24 protein-coding genes and 1 tRNA gene are annotated in these 24,234 nt (G+C 62.8%); 14 read left to right on the top strand and 11 right to left on the bottom strand.

Going from position 1 to position 24,234, the window contains the following annotated elements:
- Positions 1-25 precede the first annotated feature (25 nt).
- The 4 genes from LOZ77_RS07465 to LOZ77_RS07450 all read left to right on the top strand — a co-directional run bounded on the left by LOZ77_RS07465 (position 26) and on the right by LOZ77_RS07450 (position 3,493).
- Positions 26-442, top strand: a complete 417-nt coding sequence (locus LOZ77_RS07465) for a cytochrome c-type biogenesis protein (RefSeq protein ID WP_370638072.1) — start codon at positions 26-28, stop codon at positions 440-442.
- A complete protein-coding gene (locus LOZ77_RS07460) occupies positions 439-1,128 on the top strand; it encodes a tetratricopeptide repeat protein (RefSeq protein WP_230281506.1) in 690 nt (229 codons plus the stop codon). Before LOZ77_RS07465 ends, LOZ77_RS07460 begins: the two co-directional genes overlap by 4 nt.
- Before the next feature lie 178 nt (positions 1,129-1,306).
- Complete coding sequence (locus LOZ77_RS07455; protein WP_370638071.1) at positions 1,307-3,220, top strand: potassium transporter Kup; 1,914 nt, start codon at positions 1,307-1,309, stop codon at positions 3,218-3,220.
- 123 nt (positions 3,221-3,343) lie between these two features.
- Complete coding sequence (locus LOZ77_RS07450; RefSeq protein ID WP_230281505.1) at positions 3,344-3,493, top strand: hypothetical protein; 150 nt, start codon at positions 3,344-3,346, stop codon at positions 3,491-3,493.
- 105 nt (positions 3,494-3,598) lie between these two features.
- On the opposite strand, the gene LOZ77_RS07445 is transcribed toward LOZ77_RS07450, so the two are convergent.
- The 5 genes from LOZ77_RS07445 to LOZ77_RS07425 all read right to left on the bottom strand — a co-directional run bounded on the left by LOZ77_RS07445 (position 3,599) and on the right by LOZ77_RS07425 (position 8,986).
- Positions 3,599-4,258, bottom strand: a complete 660-nt coding sequence (locus LOZ77_RS07445) for an inner membrane-spanning protein YciB (protein ID WP_370638055.1) — start codon at positions 4,256-4,258, stop codon at positions 3,599-3,601.
- Positions 4,255-5,175 (bottom strand): signal recognition particle-docking protein FtsY, encoded by a 921-nt coding sequence (gene ftsY / locus LOZ77_RS07440; protein ID WP_230281504.1) that lies wholly within the window; start codon positions 5,173-5,175, stop codon positions 4,255-4,257. Before ftsY ends, LOZ77_RS07445 begins: the two co-directional genes overlap by 4 nt.
- On the bottom strand, positions 5,172-6,356 hold the full coding sequence (locus tag LOZ77_RS07435; protein WP_255671233.1) for a MiaB/RimO family radical SAM methylthiotransferase: 1,185 nt from the start codon (positions 6,354-6,356) through the stop codon (positions 5,172-5,174). The genes ftsY and LOZ77_RS07435 overlap by 4 nt, the downstream gene beginning before the upstream one ends.
- Positions 6,357-6,370: 14 nt before the next feature.
- Positions 6,371-7,195, bottom strand: a complete 825-nt coding sequence (gene dapF, locus LOZ77_RS07430) for a diaminopimelate epimerase (protein WP_230281503.1) — start codon at positions 7,193-7,195, stop codon at positions 6,371-6,373.
- 81 nt (positions 7,196-7,276) lie between these two features.
- Positions 7,277-8,986 (bottom strand): bifunctional diguanylate cyclase/phosphodiesterase, encoded by a 1,710-nt coding sequence (locus LOZ77_RS07425; RefSeq protein ID WP_230281502.1) that lies wholly within the window; start codon positions 8,984-8,986, stop codon positions 7,277-7,279.
- A gap of 369 nt (positions 8,987-9,355) precedes the next feature.
- Between LOZ77_RS07425 and ffh the strand changes: the two genes are divergently transcribed.
- The 3 genes from ffh to rimM are packed head-to-tail and all read left to right on the top strand — an operon-like array spanning position 9,356 to position 11,893.
- Positions 9,356-10,837, top strand: a complete 1,482-nt coding sequence (ffh, locus tag LOZ77_RS07420; protein ID WP_230281501.1) for a signal recognition particle protein — start codon at positions 9,356-9,358, stop codon at positions 10,835-10,837.
- Between the two features lie 46 nt (positions 10,838-10,883).
- Positions 10,884-11,348 (top strand): 30S ribosomal protein S16, encoded by a 465-nt coding sequence (gene rpsP, locus LOZ77_RS07415; protein ID WP_230281500.1) that lies wholly within the window; start codon positions 10,884-10,886, stop codon positions 11,346-11,348.
- A 20-nt stretch (positions 11,349-11,368) separates the two neighbouring features.
- Entirely contained in the window at positions 11,369-11,893 is a 525-nt protein-coding gene (gene rimM, locus LOZ77_RS07410; RefSeq protein WP_230281499.1) for a ribosome maturation factor RimM, read from the top strand.
- Positions 11,894-12,106: 213 nt separating this feature from the next.
- Here rimM and LOZ77_RS07405 read toward each other — a convergent pair whose 3' ends face one another.
- From LOZ77_RS07405 to LOZ77_RS07385, 5 genes are all read right to left on the bottom strand, one after another.
- A complete protein-coding gene (locus LOZ77_RS07405) occupies positions 12,107-12,472 on the bottom strand; it encodes a hypothetical protein (RefSeq protein WP_230281498.1) in 366 nt (121 codons plus the stop codon).
- A gap of 13 nt (positions 12,473-12,485) precedes the next feature.
- Positions 12,486-12,902: a hypothetical protein gene (locus LOZ77_RS07400; protein ID WP_230281497.1), complete on the bottom strand. Its 417-nt coding sequence runs from the start codon at positions 12,900-12,902 to the stop codon at positions 12,486-12,488.
- Positions 12,903-13,255: 353 nt separating this feature from the next.
- Positions 13,256-14,155 (bottom strand): hydrogen peroxide-inducible genes activator, encoded by a 900-nt coding sequence (locus tag LOZ77_RS07395; protein WP_230281496.1) that lies wholly within the window; start codon positions 14,153-14,155, stop codon positions 13,256-13,258.
- A gap of 10 nt (positions 14,156-14,165) precedes the next feature.
- Positions 14,166-15,380, bottom strand: coding sequence for a ribonuclease D (gene rnd, locus LOZ77_RS07390; protein WP_230281495.1), 1,215 nt, complete (start codon positions 15,378-15,380; stop codon positions 14,166-14,168).
- A 115-nt stretch (positions 15,381-15,495) separates the two neighbouring features.
- Positions 15,496-16,491, bottom strand: coding sequence for a hypothetical protein (locus LOZ77_RS07385; RefSeq protein WP_230281494.1), 996 nt, complete (start codon positions 16,489-16,491; stop codon positions 15,496-15,498).
- A 452-nt stretch (positions 16,492-16,943) separates the two neighbouring features.
- Here LOZ77_RS07385 and aspS point away from each other — a divergent pair, with 452 nt between their 5' ends.
- From aspS to mltG, 4 genes are all read left to right on the top strand, one after another.
- Positions 16,944-18,731, top strand: coding sequence for an aspartate--tRNA ligase (aspS, locus tag LOZ77_RS07380; protein ID WP_230281493.1), 1,788 nt, complete (start codon positions 16,944-16,946; stop codon positions 18,729-18,731).
- Positions 18,732-18,939: 208 nt separating this feature from the next.
- Entirely contained in the window at positions 18,940-19,176 is a 237-nt protein-coding gene (locus tag LOZ77_RS07375; protein ID WP_047821044.1) for an acyl carrier protein, read from the top strand.
- Between the two features lie 178 nt (positions 19,177-19,354).
- Positions 19,355-20,617, top strand: coding sequence for a beta-ketoacyl-ACP synthase II (gene fabF / locus LOZ77_RS07370; protein ID WP_230281492.1), 1,263 nt, complete (start codon positions 19,355-19,357; stop codon positions 20,615-20,617).
- A 3-nt stretch (positions 20,618-20,620) separates the two neighbouring features.
- The gene (mltG, locus tag LOZ77_RS07365) at positions 20,621-21,595 is read left to right on the top strand and encodes an endolytic transglycosylase MltG (RefSeq protein ID WP_230281491.1); all 975 of its coding nucleotides are present in this window, start codon (positions 20,621-20,623) and stop codon (positions 21,593-21,595) included.
- A gap of 3 nt (positions 21,596-21,598) precedes the next feature.
- Here the strand turns inward: mltG and LOZ77_RS07360 are convergent, their stop codons facing one another.
- Positions 21,599-22,009, bottom strand: coding sequence for a sugar transporter (locus tag LOZ77_RS07360; protein WP_370638054.1), 411 nt, complete (start codon positions 22,007-22,009; stop codon positions 21,599-21,601).
- A gap of 305 nt (positions 22,010-22,314) precedes the next feature.
- Between LOZ77_RS07360 and LOZ77_RS07355 the strand changes: the two genes are divergently transcribed.
- From LOZ77_RS07355 to LOZ77_RS07345, 3 genes are all read left to right on the top strand, one after another.
- Complete coding sequence (locus LOZ77_RS07355; protein WP_230281489.1) at positions 22,315-22,833, top strand: 2'-5' RNA ligase family protein; 519 nt, start codon at positions 22,315-22,317, stop codon at positions 22,831-22,833.
- A 121-nt stretch (positions 22,834-22,954) separates the two neighbouring features.
- Positions 22,955-23,031, top strand: a tRNA-Met gene (locus tag LOZ77_RS07350).
- A gap of 178 nt (positions 23,032-23,209) precedes the next feature.
- Entirely contained in the window at positions 23,210-24,139 is a 930-nt protein-coding gene (locus LOZ77_RS07345; RefSeq protein ID WP_230281488.1) for an integrase arm-type DNA-binding domain-containing protein, read from the top strand.
- The last annotated feature ends 95 nt before the right edge of the window (positions 24,140-24,234 follow it).

Genomic DNA, 24,234 nt, shown 5'->3' with positions numbered 1-24,234 from the left:
GCTGGCCGCAGGCGCGATCGCCGCAATCCTGCTGCTGGTGTTGTTCACGCCGCCGGGTCTGGCGCAGGATTCGCTGCCGCCCGCGCCCTATGCCTATCGCCAGCTCGACGATCCGGCGCAGGAAGCGCGGGCGCAGGAATTGATGGAAACGATCCGCTGCCTGACCTGTCAGAGCCAGTCGATCGCCGACAGTGACGCGCCCATGGCGGGCGACATGCGCAGCGAAGTGCGCCAGCGCATCGCGGCGGGCGAGGATCCCGAGGCGATCCGCCAATGGCTGATCGATCGCTATGGCGATTACATCAGCTACAAGCCGGTGGTCACGGGGCTGACATGGCCGCTGTTCGCAGCGCCCGTAGTGCTGTTGTTGCTGGCCCTGTTCCTGCTGCGCGGACGGTTCCGCCGCAACAGGCATAGTCCGGAATCGGGAGGCGGCGAATGAGCTGGTTTATCGTCGTCCCGCTGGCGGTCGCGGTGTTCGCCGCGCTGATCTTCGTGCTGAAACTGCCGCGTCCGGCGTGGGAGCTGACGGGGTCGGCCCTGCTGCTCGGCCTTGCGGGCTATGCCGCGCAAGGCAGCCCGTCGCTGCAGGGCGCGCCCAAGCCGCCGCGCGAAAGCCGCGAGAGCATGGAGGCCGCCCTTGTCGAGGTGCGGCAGGGCATGCAGGCCGAATTCGCGCCGGGCCGCCGCTATCTGGTGACGGCCGATGCCATGACGCGCAACGGGCAGTTTTCCGCCGCGGCAGCGATCTTGCGCGGGGCGATCCGCGAACATCCCGACGATCCCGATGCGTGGCTGGCGCTGGGCAATGCGCTGGTCGGCCATGCACAGGGCATCGCTACTCCGGCGGCGCTCTATTCCTATGACAAGGCGGCGGCATTGGCGCCGCGCCATCCCGGCCCGCCGTTTTTCGCCGGGCTGGCACTGGCGCAGACGGGCCGATACGCCGAAGCGCGAGACCGCTGGCAATCGCTGCTCGACCGTCCGCTGGCCGATGGCGATACGGCGGACAGCGAACCGTGGCGCGCCGTGCTGGAGGCGCAGGTGCGGCAACTTGACGCGCTGATCGAAGCGCAGCAGGGCCAGATGCCCGCGCCGGCAGGTCCAATGGCAGCCCCCGCGCGATGATCCACGCAGCGCCATGGCGGTGTTCGCAATCGCAGCAGGGGCATTGGAAGTATGCCCCCAGTGCTCGCTTGCGGTGCATCATGGGCGCTGCTAATCGCGCAGCCCTGTTTGCCGGGCCCGACGGAATCGGGGCGGGCAACGACCACAGACCGGAGTTTTTTCTGGCTTGAGCAGCGAGTTGGCATCGCACGGGGGCGGACATGCGCTTACCGGCAAGGAACGCACCAGCGCCAAGCTGAAGCTGGCGGCGGGCGCGGTCGGCATCGTGTTCGGCGATATCGGCACCAGCCCGCTTTACGCTTTCCGCGAAACATTTGTCGGGCCGCATCCGCTGGCTTTGGACAAGCTGCATATCCTTGGCGTGGTCAGCCTGATCTTCTGGTCGATGACGCTGGTGGTTTCGATCCAGTACGTGACGATCCTGATGCGCGCCGACAACAAGGGGCAGGGCGGCAGCCTTGCGCTGGTCGCGCTGATCTCGCGCCATATGGGCAAGTCGCGATTTGGGTGGCTGACGGTGTTGCTGGGGGTGATGGCGACATCGCTGTTCTATGGCGATTCGATGATAACCCCTGCGATTTCGGTGCTTTCCGCCGTGGAAGGCCTGACCGTGGTGGAAGCGCGTTTCGAACAATGGGTGATCCCCATCGCGCTGGTCATGCTGGTCGGCCTGTTCCTGCTTCAGAAACGCGGCACGGCCAAGGTGGGGGCGCTGTTCGCGCCGATCATGATCACCTATTTCTGCGTGCTGGCAGTGCTGGGCGTAACCCATATCGTGCAGAACCCGGGCGTGCTGGTGGCGCTGAACCCGTGGTATGCGGTGCAGTTCTTCATGGTCGACAAGACGCTGGCGTTTCTGGCGCTCGGCTCGGTCGTTCTGGCCGTCACGGGGGCAGAGGCGCTGTATGCCGATATGGGCCATTTCGGTCGCGGTCCGCTGCGGATCAGCTGGTTCGCCTTCGTGATGCCCGCGCTGCTGCTCAACTATTTCGGGCAGGCGGCGATGGTGACCAGCCTGTCGGGCCCCGACGCGGCAGAGGCGATCCGCAATCCCTTCTTCATGATGGCGCCCGAAGTGATGCGCTTCCCGCTCGTCATCCTTGCCATGATGGCGACCTTCATCGCCAGCCAGGCGGTGATTTCGGGCGCGTTCTCGATCACGCATCAGGCGATGCAACTGGGCTTTATCCCGCGCCTGTCGATCCTGCACACCAGCGAGACCGAGGCAGGGCAGATCTATATCCCCGCGATCAACTGGGCGCTGATGGTGGCGGTGATCCTGCTGGTGCTGACCTTCCAGAACTCGTCCAATCTTGCCAGCGCATACGGCATCGCGGTGACGGGCGCGATGCTGATCGATACCTGCCTGCTGGCGGCGCTGTTCCTGGCCGTGTGGCGGTGGAAATGGTGGATGGCGGTGCCGGTGGTGGTGCTGTTCTTCATCGTCGACGGCGCCTATTTCGCGGCCAATGCGACCAAGGTGCCCGACGGGGGCTGGTTCCCGCTGCTGATCGGCGCGGTGGCGTTCACCCTGCTGACCACATGGGCCAAGGGGCGCAAGCTGATGCACGAACGCATGGCCGAGGTTGCGCTGCCGATCGAGATTTTCGCCAAGTCCGCGACCAATTCGGCCACGCGCGTATCGGGCACGGCGATCTTCATGGCGTCCAGCACGGCGGGCGTGCCATCGGCGTTGTTGCATAATATCAAACACAACAAGGTGCTGCACGAACGCGTGGTCGTGCTGACGGTGAAGATCGAGGATTACCCCTATGTGGATCCGGCCAAGCGGCACGAGATTCACGATCTGGGGCGCGGATTCTATCGCCTGATCCTGCATTACGGTTTCATGGAGGAAACCGACGTGCCCAAGGCATTGGCCGATATCGACCATTGCGGCGGCATGTTCGACATGATGCAGACCAGCTTTTTCCTGTCGCGGCAGACGCTTTTGCCCTCGGAGAATCCGGGCATGATGATCTGGCGCGAGAAGATATTCGCCTGGATGCTGCGCAATGCCGCCAATGCGATGGAATTCTTCCGTCTGCCCACCAATCGCGTGGTCGAACTGGGCAGCCAGCTGGAAATCTGATTGCGTACGCCCGTTCGGGGCCGGTCCAACGCGTTTTTGCGTCGGAACCGCCCCCTTCGTGCCGCATTTCATGCTATGATGCTTCCGCTTTGAAGAAGCGCATGAGACGAGAGGAGAGTCGATATGCAGGAAACAACCCGCAAAGACCGTGAAAACGAACTGCGCCAGCTGATCGACAAGGTCAGCGCCCAGCCCAACCGCAGCTGGACGGACGAGCGCAAGCGGATCGGCGTGCTGCAAACGCAGTTGGCATCGCAACACGCCGCCGCCTGAACGGGCGGAACACTGTACACGCATGACGGGCAGTGCAGGGCGGGCCGCGGCTGGCCTGCCCGCTGCCCGTAGTTGTCTGACGGGGAGCTGTCAGAAGGGATGCTCTCAGACGGGCGGGTGGGTCGTTTCTTCCTCGACCTCGTCTTCCTTGCCCAGACCTTCGCGCATCATCATCGGCAGCTGCATAAAGGTGAACAGGAACGACAGCGGCATGAACAGCCAGAATTTGGCGGTCAGCCATTGTTCGAACGGCAGCGCCGCGCGCATTACTTCGTTCAGCACCGCCAGCCCGACGAAATAGAATCCCCAATTGCGCGACAGCATCAGCCAGCCGCGATCCGACAAGCCCTCGAACGCGGCGCCCAGCAGATATTTCAGCAGCGGCTTGCCCATGCGCCAGCCGACCAGCAGCGCGACCGCGAAGATCGCATAGATGATCGTCGGCTTGACCTGCACGAACACGGGGTCCTGAAAAAAGATCGTCAGCCCGCCGAAAAACACGATCAGCGCGGTCGACAGCATCAGCATCGGGGTGATGTGCCCCAGCTTCCATTTTGACACGCCCAGAGCGACCAGCGCGGCCACGATGAACGCGCCGGTGCCTTTCACCACGGCCAGCACCTCGCCCACGGCATTGCCCTTTTCCTCGGGGCTGAAATAGCGATAGACGAGGAAGAAGATCAGCAGCGGCCCGTAATCGATGGCAAGGTTCAGCCAGCCGGATTTCCTCTTGGCGGGCGCTGCTTCGGTCTGCTGGGTCATCATGCCACTCCGGCGATTACGCGGGCGACCAGATCGGGATCGAAGGGGCGCAGATCGTCGATCCCTTCGCCCACGCCGATGGCGTGGATGGGCAGGCCATATTGCTCTGCCGCCGCAACCAGCACGCCGCCGCGCGCCGTGCCGTCCAGCTTGGTCATCACAAGGCCGGTCACGCCCGCCACTTCCTTGAACACATCGATCTGCGACAGCGCATTCTGCCCGTTGGTTGCATCCAGCACCAGCACCACATCATGCGGCGCTTCGGGGTTGAGGCGGCCCAGAACCTTCCGGATCTTGGCAAGCTCGTCCATCAACTCGCGCTTGTTCTGCAGGCGGCCCGCCGTGTCCACGATCAGCGCGTCGCTGCCCTTGTCGGTCGCGGCCTTGACCCCGTCGAACACCACGCTGGCCGGATCGCCGCCTTCGGGCCCGGTCACCACGGGCACGCCGATGCGGTCGGCCCATACTTTCAACTGCCCGATGGCAGCGGCGCGGAACGTGTCGCCCGCGGCCAGCATGACCGAATAATCCTCTTCCTGAAACAGATGGGCAAGCTTGGCGATGGTGGTCGTCTTGCCGCTGCCGTTGACCCCGATGACCAGCACGACATGCGGGCGGGGAAAGGCGGTAACATCAAGCGGCTTCGCCACGGGGCGCAGGATTTCGGCAATTTCTTCGGCCACCGCTTCCTGAATGGCGCGCTGGTCGGCACCGCGGTCAAAGCGGCGTTCGGCCAGTTTCTCGCGGATCCGCATCGCCGCGCGCGGGCCAAGGTCCGACAGGATCAGCGCATCTTCCAGCTCGTCCAGCTGCGCATCGGTCAGCCGCGTCTGCCCGCCGATACCGGCAAGGTTCTCGCTCAGCCGTTCGGATGTCTTGCGGAAACCGCCGAAGACGCGGGTCTGCCAGCTCTCGCTCATGCCGCTTCTCCGACCAGCAGGCCTTCGTCGCGCGCGGTGATGCGCAGGCGGGCGGTTTCGCCCTGTGCCATGCCGGCGGGCAGGCGGACGGGGGCGAAATTCTCGGCATGGCCGGTGCCATCGCGTTCGGCCAGCACGGTCTGTGTGCTGCCGATCAGCCCGTCCAGCCATTGGCGCCGCTGCACGGCGACCGCGCCGCGCATTTCGGCAGCGCGGGCCTTTACGCGCACCGGATCGACTTGCGGCATGCGCGCGGCGGGCGTGCCGGGGCGCGGGCTGAAGGGAAAGACATGGCCATGCACGATATCGCAGGCGCTGATGATGGAAAGATTATTGGCGTGCATATCGTCCGTTTCGGTCGGAAATCCCGCGATCAGATCGGCGCCCACAGCCAGATCGGGGCGGCGGTTTTTCAGCCGTTCGACAAGGCGGATCGCATCGGCGCGGCTGTGGCGGCGCTTCATCCGTTTCAGGATCATATCGTCGCCCGATTGCAGCGACAGGTGAAGATGCGGCATGAAACGCGGCTCATGCGCGGCCATGTCTTCCAGCAGAGGATCGATTTCCGCCCCGTCGATGGAGGACAGGCGCAGACGCGCAAGGCCGGGACAGGCATCGAGCAGCGCGCGTACCAAAACCCCCAGCGCGGGCGCGCCGGGCAGGTCGTGTCCCCAGCTTGTGACATCGACGCCGGTCAGCACGATCTCGGGCGCGCCCTGATCCAGATGGTCGGTCACGATCCGCACGATGTCGTCGACCGGCAGCGACCGGCTGGCTCCGCGACCCTGCGGGATCACGCAAAAGGTGCAGCTGTGGTCGCAGCCGTTCTGCACGGGAACGAACGCGCGCGTGCGGGCGCGGGCGGCCGGCTGCGGTGCGTGCCGCGGTGCATCGCCTGCCGACCATGCGCGCGGTTCCAGCTTGGCCGCATTGGCGACCAGCCCGTCGACTTCGGGCATGGCGGCGATCTGCTCACCCTCGATATCGGCGGCGCATCCGGTGACCAGCAGGCGCGCGTCGGGATGGCTGCGGCGCAGGCGGCGGATCGCGCGGCGGGTCTGGCGCACCGCCTCTTGCGTGACGGCGCAGCTGTTCACCACCACGGTCTTGTCGGCGCTGCCATTCAGGATCGCGGCAATGCGCTCGCTCTCCGCCATGTTCAGGCGGCAGCCCAGGGTCACGATTTCAGAGGCGCTCAAGCGTAAGCCCCCCAATCGAAAGCGCCGGTATAGGATATGGTCGCGGGGCCGGTCATGGTGATGCGGCCCTTCGCCTCTGCACTGTCCTGCCCCCAGCCGATCACCAGATCGCCGCCGGGCAATGACACGGTCACCTCGCGATCGACCAGACCGCGCCGCATCGCCGCGACCGCCGTGGCGCAGGCGCCCGTGCCGCAGGCCCGCGTCAGCCCCGCGCCGCGTTCCCATACGCGCAGGCGGATCGCGCCGCGCGACAGGACCTGCGCGACATTGACGTTCACGGCCTGCGGAAACACCGGATCATGTTCGATCACCGGTCCGATCTCGCCCAGCGGGATCGCGGCCAGATCGTCGACGAAAAACACCGCATGCGGATTGCCGACATTCACCGCCACAGGAGCGTCCAGCATGTCCCAGCCGACCGGCATCGCCAGCGTGTCCATCGCATAGGCCAGCGGGATCGCATCCCATTCGAAACGCGGCACGCCCATGTCGACCGCAATGCCCGCTGCATCGGGGCGTACCGCCAGCAGCCCGCCCAATGTCTCGACGGTCAGTTCCCCGCCAACCAGCAGGCCGACCGCACGGGTCGCATTGCCGCAGGCCTCGACCTCTCCGCCATCGGAATTAAAGATGCGCATGCGGATATCGGCCATGTCCGACGGTTCGATCAGCACAAGCTGGTCGCAGCCGATGCCGGTATGACGGTCGGCCAGCGCGGCCGCGATTTCGCCATTGATCGGCGGCAGCGGCTCGGCACGGGCATCGAGCACGACGAAATCATTGCCAAGCCCGTGCATCTTGGTGAAGGGGATGCGCATAACAGGCTCGCATCTATGCAGCGGGGGGCGTTACGTCCAGTCCTGCGCTGCGTCTTTCGGACCAATCGCCCTATGCGGCGATCAGCCCTTGGCGGCGCGGGGCGGTTCGCCGTCTTCGGGTGTCTTGGCGGACTGGGGGCCAAGACGCGACGGCGTTCGTACATCCTCGGCCAGCCGCGCTTCGCTTTTCAGGCGGGCATGGACCTTTTCGGCAGGCTCGGGGCGGCCATAGAAATAGCCCTGACCCTTGAACTGGCCCAGGCCGCGTAAACGGTCGCGCACATGCTCGCTCTCAATCCCTTCTGCCGTGACGGGCAGGCGCATGCCCGCACCGATCGAGGTGATCGCGCTAACCAGCGCGGCATTGTCGCCGCTGCGGCCAAGCTCTGCGATAAAGCTGCGGTCGATCTTGATCCGGTCGAAGGGCAGGGCACGAAGCTGGGCGATCGACGCATAGCCGGTGCCGAAATCGTCCAGGCTGACCGATACGCCCTGGTTCTTCAGGCTAGTGACCAGCGACCGGACGAGGCCGATATTTTCGTGCAGGCAGCTTTCGGTCACTTCGATTTCCAGCCGTTCGGGCGGGAATTTCGCTTCGGAAAGCAGTTTCAGAAGTTTCTGCGCAAACCACGGATCGCGCAATTGCACGGGCGAGATATTGACCGACAGGGTCAGTGCCGGATCCCAGTCGGCTGCATCCTTCAGCGCCTGTGCGATCACGGCTTCGGACAATTCGGCGATACAGCCGATTTCCTCGGCCACGGGGATGAAGAAATCGGGGGTGACAAGGCCCAGCGTGGGCGATTGCCAGCGGGCCAGCATTTCGAAACCGGTCAGCTCGCCGGTCTCCACATCGACCTGCTGTTCGTAAAAGGGCACGAATTCGCCGCGCGCGATGCCGCGACGGATGCCGCTTTCCAGCTCGCTGCGCAGCTTCAGCTCGCGCTCCATTTCGGGGGTGAACCAGTCGTACCGGTTCCGGCCCATCTTCTTGGCGTGATACATGGCGATATCCGCCATATGCAGCAGCTCGCCCGCCGCATTGGGGCCGGGCTGGTCCAGCTCCACGCTGGTCGCTAGGCCCAGCGACAGGCCAACGGCCAGCTCGCCGCCATTGATGGCGATGGGCTGCTGCGCGATATCGATGATGCTGGTCGCCAGCTGGTCGATCAAATCGGGCGAGGAGCGGTTATAGGGAACCACGCAGGCGAATTCGTCACCGCCCAGCCGCGCCAGCCGCGCACCGGGCGGCATTTGCGCGCGGATGCGCTGTGCAATTTCGATCAGCATGCAATCGCCTGCGCGATGGCCGTTGAGATCGTTGATCTGTTTGAAATTGTCGAGGTCGATCATGACGAAGGCGACCGCCTTGTCGGCCTTCTCCGCCTCCAGCACCATTTCCTCGGTCAGGGGCAGGATCGACCGGCGGTTGAGCGAACCCGTCAGCGGATCGGTCAGCGCCAGTTCGCGGGCCTCTTCCTCGGCGATGCGGCTCTTTTCGACTTCGCCGATCAGCTCCTTGTACCGGCGCCAGCCAAAGATGATCAGCGCGATATTCAGCAGCAGGGCGCTGGCCGCCCATTGCGCGGGGCCGTCTCCGTCACCGTTAAAGAAACCCAGAACCTGCGGCATGACAGCGCCTGCATGGCCCACCAGCATGATGGTCGCCGCGATGATCACGCCCAGAAGCACAAGGTCGCGCTCCGCCCGGCGATACCGGTCGGTCGGGCGGCTCTTGCCCTGACCCTCGGGGTGTTTGGCGCGATCACTCATCGCAAATATCTGCTCCACGGCCCTTGGCGCGATTCCGGCGCCTGAACGGTGGCAATAGCCGCCAGACCCTAAAAAAGAGGTTAAACGGCAGTTATTGTTGTCCGCAGCCATTGCGCCGGACCAAAGCCGAAACAGTGCTTGCGCTTGCCAGCAGGGAAGGGCCGATGTATGGGGCGCACCGAACCGGACGGGAAAGGCCATCGGCCTGCCGCGAACGGGATCATGCACAAGGGCGGTTCCCATGGCGCCGCACGCATTGACATACACGCTGGTCGGCGAGGTTTCGCCCACCGGCGTTTTCGGCGTTTTGCGCCGGTTTTGAACGGTTTGCGGCGGTTTTCGCGGCAGGCATAACAGGAGAAGCGGCGGACACGCCGGAGGTGACCCATGTTTGATGCACTGTCCGACCGGCTCGGCAATGTATTCGATTCGCTGCGCGGTCGCGGCGCGCTGAAGGAAGACGACGTCCGCACCGCCATGCGCGAAGTGCGGATCGCTCTGCTTGAGGCCGATGTCGCGCTTCCCGTGGTGCGCCGCTTTATCGATACGGTTACCGACCGCGCGATCGGGCAGGAAGTGCTCCGCTCGGTCACGCCGGGGCAGCAGGTCGTCAAGATCGTCAATGACGCGCTGGTCGAAATGCTGGGCGGCGATCCCGAACAGGGCGGCAGCCCCGAAGCGGCGAAACTGGATCTGGATGCCAAACCGCCGGTCGTGATCATGATGGTCGGCCTGCAGGGTTCGGGCAAGACCACCAGCACCGCCAAGATCGCCCGCCGCCTGAAAGAGACCGAGGGCAAGAAGGTCATGATGGCCTCGCTCGACGTCAATCGTCCGGCGGCGCAGGACCAGCTGGCCGTTCTGGGCGAGCAGGCGGGCGTGGCGACGCTGCCGATCATCGCGGGGCAACAGCCGGTGGAAATCGCAACCCGCGCGATTTCGGCGGCGAGATTGCAAAGCTTCGACGTGCTGATGCTCGACACCGCGGGCCGCCTGCATGTCGACGAAGCGCTGATGGCCGAGATGAAGGCGGTCGCCGCCGTATCGACCCCGCGCGAAGTGCTGCTGGTCGTCGACTCGCTGACGGGTCAGGACGCGGTGAACGTCGCCCAGTCCTTTACCGGAGAGGTTCCGCTGACCGGCGTGGTGCTGACCCGCATGGACGGCGATGCGCGCGGCGGCGCGGCGCTGTCGATGCGCGCGGTTACCGGCAAGCCGATCAAGTTCGCGGGCACCGGCGAAAAGCTGGACGCGATCGAGGTGTTCCACCCCTCGCGCGTGGCCAATCGCATCCTTGGCATGGGCGATATCGTGTCGATGGTCGAAAAGGCCGCGACCGCCGTCAAGGAAGAAGACGCCGAACGCCTTGCCAAGCGCATGGCCAAGGGCGAATTCGACATGAACGATCTGCGCATGCAATTGCAGCAGATGTCGAACATGGGCGGTATCGGCGCGATCGCGGGCATGCTGCCGGGCATGAAAAAGGCCAAGGCGGCGATGGCGCAGTCGGGCATGGACGACAAGGTGCTGCTGCACATGGACGCGATCATCGGGTCGATGACGCCCAAAGAGCGCGAGAAGCCGCAACTGCTGAACGCCAGGCGCAAGAAACGCATCGCGGCCGGTTCGGGCACGCAGGTGCAGGACGTGAACAAGCTTCTGAAAATGCATCAGGAAATGGCGAAAGCCATGAAGCAGATCAAGAAGATGGGCGGGCTGAAGGGCCTTGGCCAGCTGTTCGGAAAAGGCGGTCTGGGTGCCGCCATGCCGGGCCTTGGTGGCGGCGGCGGAATGGGGGGCGGCATGCCGGGCCTTCCGGGCGGCGGCGATATCCCGCCCGAGCTGCAGAACCTGCTGAAAAAGAAATGATTTCGTGAATTTTTCCAATTTGTGATTTGTTTGAAAGGTATTTGAAATGGCAATTGCAATCCGTCTGTCGCGCGGTGGCGCGAAAAAGCGTCCTTATTACCGCGTCGTCGTGGCCGACAGCCGCGCACCCCGCGACGGTAAGTATCTGGAGCAGGTCGGCACCTATAACCCCGTCCTCCCCAAGGATTCGGAAGACCGCGTCAAGCTGATCGAAGACCGCGTGCGTTACTGGCTGGGCGTCGGCGCGCAGCCGACCGACCGCGTTGCCCGCTTCCTCGATGCTGCCGGCATTCTTGAGCGTGCGGCCCGCAACAACCCGAAGAAGGCCGAACCGGGCGAAAAGGCCAAGGAACGCGCCGAGGAAAAGGCCGAGAAGGCCCGCGAAGCCGAGGAAGCCAAGAAGGCTGCCGAGGAAGAAGCCAGCAAGCCCGCAGAAGCACCGGCTGAAGAGGCTGCTGCCGAAGCTCCGGCCGAAGAAGCGCCTGCTGAAGAAGCAGCGACCGAAGAGTAATTGCGGTAAAGGCCGGATCGATGACTGCCGATCGTATCGTGCTCGCTGCTATTACCGGCGCGCATGGGGTGAATGGCGAGATCCGGCTGAAACTGTTCGGGGAAGGCGTGGAATCGCTATCGCGGTTCCGCGCCTTCACGCTTTTGCGCGAGGCGTCTGGTGAGAGCCGCGAGGTCAGCGCGAAGAAACTGCGCGATGACGGCAAGGGCGGGGCGATCCTGAAACTGGCCGGCATCGACAATCGCAACGGGGCCGAGGCGCTGCGCGGCATGGTGCTGACCGTTGCGCGCGAAGAACTGCCGCCCTTGGAAGAGGGCGAATATTACCACGCCGACCTGCTGGGCCTGCCTGCCGTGTCCGACAATGGCGAAGCGCTGGGCACGGTGATCGCCGTCGACAATTACGGCGCAGGCGACGTCATCGAAATCGAATGCCCCGCGGCGGAAGGCGAGAAGCCCAAACGCTTCATGGTGCCGATGCGGCCCGAAGCGGTGCCCGAATGGGATGCGGCGCGGATTGTGATTTCGGCGGATTTTGCCGAGTAAGCCGCCCGAGCGTTAAGGCGAGCATCGCGCAGCGGGCGGAGCCTTAACGCGCCAGAGGCGGCGCACCGGCCGGCGGCTGGCAAGCGGAGCGGGTCCGCAGCGCGCTGTTCGAGACCACGGCTGCCGATTTGCCGCGGCCTGGGCTGCTTTCAGGCATGCCTCTCCAGAGAACGAATGAGCGGAACGGGATGGTTGGCAGGCGTTTGACTGCAATCAGTTCGACGTGAGGTACCGATCATAGCTCCCGCCATATTTCTCCGCGATTTCTTTAAAGCTCTTTATCTCGATGGTGACGGGCTTCCGGCCCCTTTCCTCGAATTCCCTGACCATTTCCTCAAAGATTATCGCGCAACCGAGTGTCCGCGCATCCACTTCAAAACTTGCGATGTCGGCTGAATCGCCAAGGAATATGTCGCTGGAGATACCATCTTGAAAACGGGTGCTAATGAACACCCGATCGACAGGTATCCCGGCTTCGCGCATACGCTTTCCGACGACCGTCGCAACTTCTTCGCACCGACGGCTGTCGTCCAGCACCTCTTCGATAATCGCACGAATTTCGCCGGTTTTGTCCGTCATATCGGCTGGCCGATCATCGAAGGTGCTCAAGCATGAACGTGAAGAAGCTGCTGCTGATTTCTTGCTCGTCCCATGCCTCGCCGCCTTTACTTGGTGTCAATAGCACAAGCTGGCTGGTGCCAGGACGGACGCAATAAAGCGACTCGGCTTCATAGGTTGAAATCGGGATCAGATCGTTCGGTATTTGAAGCTCCCGATGCGCGTATTCAACAAGGTCAGAAATCTGACCATCGTCTTCAAGGAAGTCTGCCATTTCAAATGGCAAAGTTTCAGAGACGAATTGAAGGCAATACACTCGACTGAACTGCCAGAACTCTCCCTGCTGCTCGATCATTAGATCATCGAACGCGAAATCGACATCTTGTGAGGATTCCCGATGCCAGACGAATTTGTTTCGCTCGCAGGCTTCGGTGAGCGCTTGCGGGATCATAATCCTACTCCCCACCTCCCATGTCCCGTTTCGATGGCGCCACTTTTACTTTTCCGCTTCATCCTCTGCAATCGGTCGTTTGCCAACAATCCGCTTTCAGACAAAAATCCCGCAAAGCTGCATGTCCGCTTTCAAACCCCGCCCGAACCCGACAATTTCACTGTCCTACACCGCCCTGCCAGCCTACACCGCCGCCACGCCAAATGCGGCGACCGGCTCTTTCACACGTAAGATTTACCGGCAGGTGTAACCTGCACCCTATGGCTCTTAAGCCGCGCATTTGTGCGGGTTGCAGGGGCGGACACGATGGGTGACATGTGTCACTTTTGTCACCCATGGCGCGGGCGCGGCGTTTAGCCTTCGCGCAATTCCCTGGCGAGCAGGCGGAACTCGTCCGCACGCGGCGAACCGCGCCGCCAGACAAGGGCGATCTGGCGCGAGGCGTTCTTCGATTTGAGGGGGCGCGCCACGACGTTTGTGCCGTCCAGAATGCCCGCTTCCAGCGCCATTTCGGGCAGCATGGTCAGGCCAAGCCCGTTGTCCACCATCTGCACCAGAGTATGCAGCGATGTGCCGATCATGGTGGCGGACGCCCGCAATTCGGGGCGGTTGCAGGCCGCCAGAGCATGCTCTTTCAGGCAATGCCCGTCTTCCAGCAAGAGCAGCCGCGCCTCGTCGATCATCGACGGAGGGACCACTTCGGGCGGATCGCGCGGGTCGTCCTTGGGAAAGGCGACGAACAGGCGGTCGTCGAACAGCACCTCGCTATCCACCTCTCCCGTCGCGAAGGGCAGGGCCAGCAGCACGCAATCGGCGCGCCCGTGGTGCAGCGATTCGATGGCGTCCGCGCTCGGCTCCTCGCGCAGGAACAGCTTCAGGTTGGGGCGCTCCTTGCGCAGGCGCGGCAGTATCTTGGGGAGCAGGAAGGGCGCGATGGTGGGGATCACGCTCATGCGCAATTCGCCCGACAAAGGCTTGCCCGCGGACTGAACCAGCTCAGCCAGTTCCTCCGCCTCGCGCAGCAGGACATGGGCCTTTTCCACCACCCGCTCGCCCAGCGGGGTAAAGCGCACCACGCGGCGCGTGCGTTCGACCAGGGTTACGCCCAGCAGCGATTCCAGCTCGCGGATACCGGCCGACAGGGTGGATTGCGAAACGTAACAGTTTTCCGCCGCGCGCCCGAAATGGCGCTTTTCATGCAGCGCCAGCAGATATTGCAGCTGCTTTAGGGTCGGCAGATAGGTGTTCTTCAAGCGCGTGCCTTTATTCGCCCGTTGTCGTTTCCGGATCGGCGGGGGCTGCGTCGGGCTCCATCTCGTCGATATGGGTCATCACCAATCGCCCGTTTTCGACCGCAAAGGCCAGCTTGCCCTCGACCAGATTGAGCGCGTCCTTGCCGAACTCCTGAAAGCGCCAGCCTTCCAGCAGTTCCAGATTCCTGCGAACGCCCGCGGCCAAAGCCTCAAGATCGTCGGCCCGCGCAATCAGGCGGGAGGCGACGTCGATCTCGCGGCTGCGGATTTTAAGCAGCAATTTCAGCAGGTCGGCCACCAGAGCGCCTTCCTTGCCCAGCGGCACGCCCTTTTTGCGTTCGGGCATTTCGTCCTTGGGCAGCGGCTCGGCCTCTTCCAGCACCTTCATCAGGCGCTTGCCGATGTCATTGTCCTTCCACCCGCCCGACAGGCCGCGCACCTTGGCAAGGTCGCCCTGTTTCTTGGGCGGATGGCTGGCAAGGTCGGCCAGCGTCTCGTCACGGATGATGCGGCCGCGCGGGATGTTCTTGTCCTGCGCCTCGGTCTCGCGCCATGCGGCCAGCGCCTTGAGCCGGCCCAGAACCTGCGGATTGCGTCCGGGCGAGCGGATGCGGTGCCACAGCGTCTCGGGATCGGTGGCGTAATTGTCAGGGTCGGCGAGGCGGTCCATCTCGCGGTTCAGCCATTCGCCGCGGCCCGTCTTGATCAGCTTTTTCAGCATCTTGGGGAAGATGCGCGACAGATAGGTGACGTCGCCGATGGCATATTCGATCTGCCGTTCGGTCAGCGGGCGGCGCGACCAGTCGGTAAAACGCGCGCCCTTGTCGATCTGGATGTTCAGCCAGCTGTCGACAAGGTTGGAATAGCCGATCTGTTCGGACTGGCTGATCGCCATCATCGCGATCTGCGTGTCGAAGATCGGGTGCGGGGTCTTGCCGGTCAGGTTGTAGATGATTTCCACATCCTGCCCGCCCGCGTGAAAGACCTTCAGAACCTCCTCATTCTCGGTCAGCAGGTCGAGCAGGGGTTTGAGGTCGATGCCGTCGGCCAGCGGATCGATGGCCGCAGCCTCTTTCCCGTCGGATATCTGGACAAGGCAGAGAAGCGGCCAATAGGTCGATTCCCGCATAAATTCGGTATCGACGGCGACAAAATCGGCTGTGGCCATCCGCTCGCAGATGTCGGCCAGCGCCTCGGTCGTGGTGATCAGATCGTGAATTTTCATGGCTTCGGGCGGGTTACGCCGCCTGAAGGCCGCTGGCAATCATGGCAGCGGGCGGCATCCCCCTTTTTCTGGCCATATTTCCGGCGGCCGGACGAAGCGAACTCGGAAGGGCGGATCAGGCGTGGTGCTCGGTATGGCGACGGCGCAATCTGCCGAACAGGCTGGTCACGATGCTGTTGCCGCCCGCAGGGGCGGTGTCATTCGCCGGTTCTTCTACCGGAGTGGCATCGCGTATGCGGCGGCGCAGGCTGGTGCCGCTGACCTGGCTATCGTCCTGGAATATGCTGCCCGGGTCGTAATCGGCAGGTCGGGGTGCAAGCGACAGCCTGGCGAATTTCGATTCCTCGACCTCACCGTCCTCGCCATCCTCGATCAGGTCGTAATATTCGTCGCGGGTAAAGGCGGGGGCGTCGAAAAAGGGATAGCTTTCGTTGCTGCCGACCAGAACCGTAATTGCACGGGGCAGTCCTCGGCCCTCGATCACGGCGCGGATCGCCTGATGCAGGCGCACGGCGACAAACGCATGGCCCAGCACAAGCGCGTCGCAATCGGCGGGTTCGGTCAGTTCGCCTTGCTCTCTTCTGCGTTCATACGCCAGCACTTCGCCATAAATGCCGCCAAGGCCGCGGACCTGCACTTCGGTGCCCGCTTCCTCGAAAGCGCTGCGCCACACGCCCGCCTTGCGGCCATAGCCGTGATTGATTTCCTCACGCCCAGCGCGGTTGAAGGCAAAGGCGCTGTCGGTGAAATATAGCGTTTCCAGATCAGGCTCGCGGAAATTGCCCGTTTCCTCATTCGGGGCAGGCAAAACCAGCGGCGCGCTGATATCGATCGACATGGCGGTTACCGGCTGATCGGGACGGTCGATTTTCTTAAAGGTCTGGTCCAGCGTTTCCCAACCGATCAGTCGTACCGAGCCGACCGGTGTTGCCTGTGCCAGCTTGCCAATATCGTGGCGTCCGTCGTTCAGTTCCATCAGCTGCGCCGTGATCAGCGTGGCGGCCACGTCGGGCTGTCCCTGACGCATCAGCGATTCGACATTGCCCAGAAACTGATCGAGCTCGTCTTCTGACTCGAATATCTCGCTGGCGAAGATGTCGGTTACGGACATGAACATAATCTCCTGGCGCACTTATGACTGTGCATCGGACCTGTCATAAACTGCCTTTGGTTAAGAATGGCTTGGCCGGCATGCTTAACGCGCCAAAGGTTCCGACAGTTTTGATCCGCAGTGCCGCAGGGGGCGCGCGATCAAGAGGCGGAAGGAAACGCTTGAATATCCGCGCCAAGCCTTCGAACCGCCCCTTGCGCCGGTTCCGCCCGACATGCGGCAGGCAGCCCGAGCACTGGTTTTGGCATGGCTGCGGTTAAGATCGGGTAACCATGGGTGGAAAGATGCGAACGCACGTGAAATCCACTGTATTGCGAATGGCATCGGCAGATGCACGGCAATGCCCACTGGAAAAGCGGGCCGGTTTCTCCTAGTGCGCGGCGCATCACAGCATTGCGGGCCCATGCAAGGGGCCCGTTCATCAGATCACAGACGAGAAGCGAACAATCTCCATGCATGCCTATCGGACCCACACCTGCGGCGCTTTGACGGCCGCCAATGTCGGCGAGACGATCCGCCTGTCGGGCTGGATTCATCGCAAGCGCGACCATGGAGGCGTGCTGTTCGTGGATCTGCGCGACCATTACGGCATCACCCAGATTGTCGCGGACGAAGACAGTCCCGCGCTGGCCGTGCTTGACGGATTGCGCGTGGAATCGGTCGTGACCATCGACGGCGAGGTCAAGGCCCGCTCGGCAGGAACGGTGAATCCCAATCTGTCGACCGGCGAGATCGAGGTCTATGCCCGCGGCATCACCGTGCAGAGCAAGGCCGAGGAATTGCCGATGCCGGTCGCGGGCGAGCAGGAATACCCCGAGGAAATACGGTTGAAGAACCGTTTCCTCGACCTGCGCCGCGACAAGGTGCATTCGAACATCGTCCTGCGTTCGCAAGTCATTTCCAGCATCCGCCGCCGCATGATCGACGCCGGTTTTACCGAGTTCCAGACCCCGATCCTCGGCGCATCCAGCCCCGAAGGCGCGCGCGACTATCTGGTGCCGGCGCGCATGCATCCGGGCCGTTTCTATGCGCTTCCGCAAGCGCCGCAGATGTTCAAGCAGCTGTTGATGGTGGCGGGTTTCGACCGCTATTTCCAGATCGCGCCCTGCTTTCGCGACGAGGATTTGCGCGCCGATCGCAGCCCCGAATTCTATCAGCTCGATTTCGAGATGAGCTATGTCACGCAGGAAGACGTGTTCCAGACGCTGGAACCGGTGCTGGCAGGCGTGTTCGAGGAATTTTCGGGCGGCAAGACGGTGACGCCCGCGGGCAGCTTCCCGCGCATCCCCTATGCCGAGGCGCTGCTGAAATACGGCAGCGACAAGCCCGATCTGCGCAACCCGCTGATCATTTCGGATGTGACGCATCATTTCACCCAGTCGGGTTTCGGCCTGTTCGAAAAGATCGTCGGTTCGGGCGGCAAGGTGCGCGTTATCCCCGCGCCGAACACCGCGGACAAGAGCCGCAAGTTCTTTGACGACATGAACAACTGGGCCCGTCAGGAAGGGTTCGCAGGCCTTGGCTATGTCACCCGCAAGGGCGGCGAGTTCGGTGGCCCGATCGCCAAGAACCATGGGCCTGAGCGCATGGAAGAACTGTATAACGAGCTGGGCCTTGGCCCGGACGACGGTCTGTTCTTCGCTGCGGGTAAGGAAAAGGACGCGGCCAAGCTGGCGGGTGTCGCGCGCACGCGCACGGCAGAGGAACTGGGTCTGATCGAACAGGGCTGCTTCAAGTTCTGCTGGATCGTCGATTTCCCGATGTTCGAATATGACGAGGACGCGAAGAAGGTCGATTTCAGCCACAACCCGTTCTCCATGCCGCAGGGCGAAATGGAGGCGCTGGAGACCAAGGACCCGCTCGACATTCTGGCCTGGCAGTACGACATCGTCTGCAACGGTTACGAGCTGTCTTCGGGCGCGATCCGGAACCACCGTCCCGACATCATGTACAAGGCGTTCGAGATCGCGGGCTATTCGCGTGAAGACGTGGACGCCAATTTCTCGGGCATGATCAATGCGTTCAAATATGGCGCGCCGCCGCATGGCGGTTCTGCGCCGGGCATCGACCGCATCGTCATGCTGCTGGCGGACGAACCGAACATTCGCGAAGTCATTGCCTTCCCGATGAACCAGCGTGCGCAGGACCTGATGATGGGCGCGCCCAGCGTGGTGAGCGCCAAGCAATTGCGCGAGCTGTCGATCCGCACCGTCGAACCGCCCAAGCCTGCCAGCGAGTAATCGGGGACCGCGGCGGCGGGGCCAAACGGGACAGGATTGTCCGCGCAGGGTGGCATCGAACCCGCCCTGCGTTCCCGCACTAATTGTTCAGTGCTTGACAGGCGCTCTTGCCAGAGGCGTTTTGGCCGACTAGGGCCACGCCTGAGATTTAAACCGTTCCTGCCGCGTACGCTCGGGGCAGGGGCGCACAGTACCAAGAGGTTTATTCATGAGCGACACCGAGGAACGCGTAAAGAAGATCGTCGTCGAACATCTGGGCGTTGAAGCCGACAAGGTGACGATGGACGCAAGCTTCATCGACGACCTGGGCGCGGACAGCCTCGACATCGTCGAGCTCGTCATGGCGTTCGAAGAAGAATTCGGCGTGGAAATCCCCGACGATGCGGCCGAAAAGATCACCACCGTCGGCGACGCGGTGAAATATATCGAAGAGCACAAGGGCTGAGGCCGCAGGGTCTGAAGCAATTTTTGCTCTGCCCGCCGCGCTAGCGGTTCGGGCCTTGACCGACAGGCTCGGCCCGCTGGGCTGGGCCTGTTGCGTTTGATGCTGGCAAGATAATAGAACGGGCCAGACAATACAGCGGGTGCACAGGCCCGCGCCATGGAATAACGGAGAATCCTGGATGCGCCGTGTCGTTGTTACCGGACTTGGTCTCGTCACCCCGCTGGGCGGTGATGTAGAGACGAGTTGGGCTAATCTTATCGCGGGCAAGTCGGGCGCGGGTCCGATCACGCGGTTCGACACCGAAGGGCAGAAATGCCTTATCGCGTGCGAGGTAAAGCCTGCCGATCACGAATATGGTTTCGACCCCGACAAGCGCGTCGATTTCAAGATCCGCCGTCAGGTCGATCCCTTCATCGTCTATGGCATCGATGCTGCAGGGCAGGCGTTGGAAGACGCCGGGCTTACCGACATGGACGACGATCTGAAGCTGCGCGCAGGCTGCTCGATCGGGTCGGGCATCGGCGGGCTGCCGGGTATCGAAAGCGAATCGCTGGTGCTGGCCGAAAAAGGGCCGGGCCGCGTATCTCCGCATTTCGTGCACGGGCGCCTGATCAATCTGATTTCGGGCCAGGTATCGATCAAATACGGGCTGATGGGACCCAACCATGCGGTCGTGACCGCCTGTTCGACCGGCGCGCATTCGATCGGCGATGCCGCGCGCATGATCAAGGACGGCGATGCCGACGTCATGCTGGCAGGCGGTGCGGAAAGCACCATCAATCCTCTAGGCGTGGCGGGCTTTGCGCAGGCCAAGGCGCTGAACTGTTCCTATAACGACCGTCCCGAACAGGCGAGCCGCCCCTATGACAAGAACCGCGACGGTTTCGTCATGGGCGAAGGCGCAGGCGTCGTCGTTCTGGAAGAATACGAGCATGCCAAGGCGCGCGGCGCGAAGATCTATGCCGAGGTGGTCGGCTATGGCCTGTCGGGCGATGCCTATCACGTGACCGCGCCCCATCCCGAAGGGAAGGGCGCCGAAAACGCGATGCGCATGGCCCTGCGCAAGGCTGGCATGGAAGCGGGTGACATCGATTACGTCAATGCGCACGGCACCTCCACCATGGCCGACACGATCGAACTGGCTGCGGTAAAGCGCGTGCTGGGCGACGATCTGGGCGGTGCGTCGATGAGCTCGACCAAATCGGCCATCGGTCATTTGCTGGGCGGCGCGGGCGCGGTGGAAGCGATTTTCTGCATCCTTGCGATGCGCGACGGCATCGTTCCGCCGACGCTGAACCTCGACGACCCCGATGAAGGGACCGAGGGTGTCGATCTTGTCCCGCACAAGGCGAGAAAGCGCGAGGTGAAGGCGGTGCTGAACAATTCGTTCGGCTTTGGCGGCACCAATGCCTCGCTGGTCATGAAGGCCGTGGACGACTGATCCATGAAACGGGGCTGCGCTGTCCTTGTTGCCATCGCCATTCTTGCGATGCTGGGCGCGGGCGGCTGGTTCATGGCCGGTTGGTATGGCGGAGCCGGGCCGGAAAAGGCGACCAGCTTCGTTGTTCCATCGGGCGCTACGCTTACGTCGACGGCGGACAAGCTGGGAGAGGAGGGGTTGATCGCTTCCGCTGACGGTTTCCTGTTGCGAGCCAAGGTTCTGGCCAGCGGCGATCCGGTCAAGGCAGGCGAATTCGCTATCCCCAAGGGTGCAAGCCCTGCGACCATCCTCGACATCTTGCAGCATGGCGAGGTGATCCGCCGCTTTGTCACCGTGCCAGAGGGGCTACCCTCTATCATGGTGCACGAACGGCTGATGGCGGAACCCTTGCTGACAGGGCAAGTGCCGGTGCCTGCCGAGGGTTCGGTCCTGCCCGACAGTTATGATTTCGAACGCGGCGAGGCGCGCGCCGATGTGGTGGCCCGCATGCAAAAGGCGATGAGCGATTTCATCGCCGCCGAATGGCCCAGGCGCGACAAGGATTTGCCTGTCACAACGCCCGAACAGGCGCTGTCGTTGGCCGCGATCGTCGAAAAGGAAACCGGCGTTCCCGAAGAGCGGCGCATGGTCGCGGGACTCTACACCAATCGCCTGCGCAAAGGCATGCGGTTACAGGCGGACCCCACGATCATCTATCCCATTACTAAGGGCAAGCCGCTGGGCCGCCGTATCCGCCGCAGCGAGATCGACGCGGTGAACGGCTATAACACCTATTCCATGGCGGGACTGCCGGTGGGGCCGATTACCAATCCCGGCAGGGAATCGATTCTTGCCGTGCTGCATCCCGCCAAGACCGATGCGATCTATATGGTCGCCGACGGGTCGGGCGGGCATGCCTTCAGCGATACGCTGGATGGCCATAACGACAATGTCGCCGCGTGGCGCAAACTGCGCCGCCAGCGGGGCGAGATCGAATAGGCGTTACTTCAACACGCCCGATTTCGCATGCTTCATCGCCCACCAGAGCGAGAATGCGCCCACCGCGATGATCACCGCGGGAAAGATCAGCACATCGGCGCCCTTCGCCTCGATCAGCTGGGTCGCCAGAAAGGTCCAGCCGAATTGCAGGATCACCGCGATCAGCGAAACGGCATAGAGTGGCACCGCCCATTTGCGCCGCAGCAAAAGCGCGATGGCGCCCAACGTGCCGACCCAGACTGCCACAGCATAGGCCGTCCACACCCACTCGGGCATCGTGCGGAACGCGCTGGCCGATATCGGATCGGTCTTCGCCAGCTCGTCCAGATCGGCGGTTACCTGCGCCAGATAGGCCATGTCCCCGATCAGGGCCCATACGAACAGCAGCCCGCTGACGATCCAGAATGTGCGCATCGTTTCCACCTCAATATCGCCCGAACGGGCACCAGCCGTGCGCGAGAGGCGACAGGTCGTTTCGCAGATGCGGAACGGGCGGCAGCCCCCGTGCGTTCTTGGGTCATAGCAGGTGACGGCAAATTTGCCCCGCAGAAATGCAGAACGCCCCCAAGCAGTCTGCCGTCACCTGCTCGTATCAACACGAATGCGGTCCGCAAGAGACCGTTTGAACGGGGCAGGCGGCAACACTCCCCCCTCCAGTCGCCGCTTGCTCCGTTCAAGATCTGTTTCCCCTTTTCGCACGGGCTGGCATCAGACAGGGCATGGCCGATCCCATCATCGTCACCGCCGCCCTGCCGCCCGACATATTCGGCATGGCCGATACGCTGCGGCGCGCTCATTTTCCGCCAGCCCGAAACATTCTGTCGGCGCATTTGACCATGTTTCACGCCATACCGCCGTCATTGGAGCGCGAATTGCGCACACTTCTGGCCGATCTGGCGGCTGAATATACGCCATTGCCGGCCCGTTTGGCACGTATCGTGTCATTGGGACGCGGAACGGCGCTGGCGGTCGAGAGCGAGCCACTGATGGACCTGCGCGATATTATTGCCGACCGTTTCGCCGGTTGCCTGACGGCGCAAGACGACCATCGCCCGCGTTTTCACATCACCATCCAGAACAAGGTCAGCCCGCAAGAAGCCCGAGCCTTGCAGGCTAGTCTGCAGCCCGACTTCACCCCGCGCTCGTTCGTCATACCTGCGTTGCAGGCTCATTTTTATCGTGGCGGGCCGTGGGAAGCGGCAGGGCGCTGGCCGTTGCGGGGAAGGGCGGGGGGATGAAAATCGGCCGATCGCGAAAAACCCGCAAACTCCCATATTGACCGCCACGCACACTGCCCCTAAGAGGCGCGCCTGCCGGACGCGCAACGTGCCATTTCAGGCACCGGCGCAAAGCCCATGGGGCGGAGTAGCTCAGCCGGTTAGAGCAGCGGAATCATAATCCGCGTGTCGGGGGTTCAAGTCCCTCCTCCGCTACCATTCCTTGATCCGGAAGCTTCCACTAGCTTCCGCATTTTTCCAAAAATTGAAAGAAAAGCAGAGGGTTGCGGGTGATTCGCGTCCGCATGCGCCCATGGTCTTCCACATGCAGCCAGATTTGGTGTGGGGGTATTTTGGGGGTATTTTCGCGGAGTATCGGAAAGGAGCGATACCCCCAATGCCTCTCACGGAGATTCAGGCCCGAAATTCCAAGCCACGCGAGCGCGCCTACAAGATGGCCGACGGGGAGGGCTTATTCCTGTTCGTACAGCCGAACGGGTCAAAGTTATGGCGGATGAAGTACCGCTTCGCGGGCAAGGAGAAGTTGCTCTCGTTCGGCGCTTACCCAGATCTCGGGATAGCTGCCGCGCGCGACAAGCGCACAGCCGCAAAGGCGTTGCTAGCCGAGGGCAAGGATCCAATGAAATCCAAGGGAGAAGTGATCTCGCAGGAAGGAGCCACCGTCTTCGAGGTCGCAAAGCGCTGGCATGAAAATCGAAAGAGCGCGTTGAATGCCGCGCACGCCGAACGCGTCTGGTCGCGCATGGAAAGGGACGTCTTTCCAGTCATCGGCGAGAAACTCGTGAATGAAATCACGGCACCCGACGTCCTGGCAATGATCCGCAAGATCGAAGCAAGAGGCGCGCTCGATATCAGTCGGCGTGCGAAACAAGGGGTGGGGCAAGTCTTCCAGTTCGCAATCGCGTGTGGTCTGACCTCGAACGATCCGACGACGCATTTGCGCGGGGCTCTAAAGCCGCGACCAAGAGTGAAGCATATGAGCCGGCTGCCGCTCAGCGAGTTGCCCGCATTCATCGAGAAGCTGCATGCCTACCAGGAAGAGGGCGAACGACGGTCCGCGATCACCCGTGACGCAGTTCTCTTTGCGCTCCTGACTTGGGTTCGAACCAAGGAACTGCGTTTCGCCGTCAAATCCGAGTTTGAAGACCTTGGCGGAAAAACACCTGTCTGGAGGATACCAGCCGAGCGAATGAAGATGGGACGAGAGCATTTGGTACCCCTCTCGCAGCAGGCAACGCACATCGCAAAATCCATGATAGCAGCAGCGCCTGGCGAGTTTCTCTTCCCGGTGTCAACGGCGGCGTAAAAGTCGTCCATTGGGCGGAGCAAAACCAGGCCACTTGATCCGGGTGTTGGCGAGCGCCGGGAGGGCGTAGCCCGAGCGGGGGTCGCCAACACCCG

The organism is Croceicoccus sp. Ery15, from assembly GCF_020985305.1.
Lineage (GTDB): Bacteria > Pseudomonadota > Alphaproteobacteria > Sphingomonadales > Sphingomonadaceae > Croceicoccus.
Note: the sequence above shows the minus strand (reverse complement) of the source record. Positions and strands in the feature narration are given on the sequence as shown.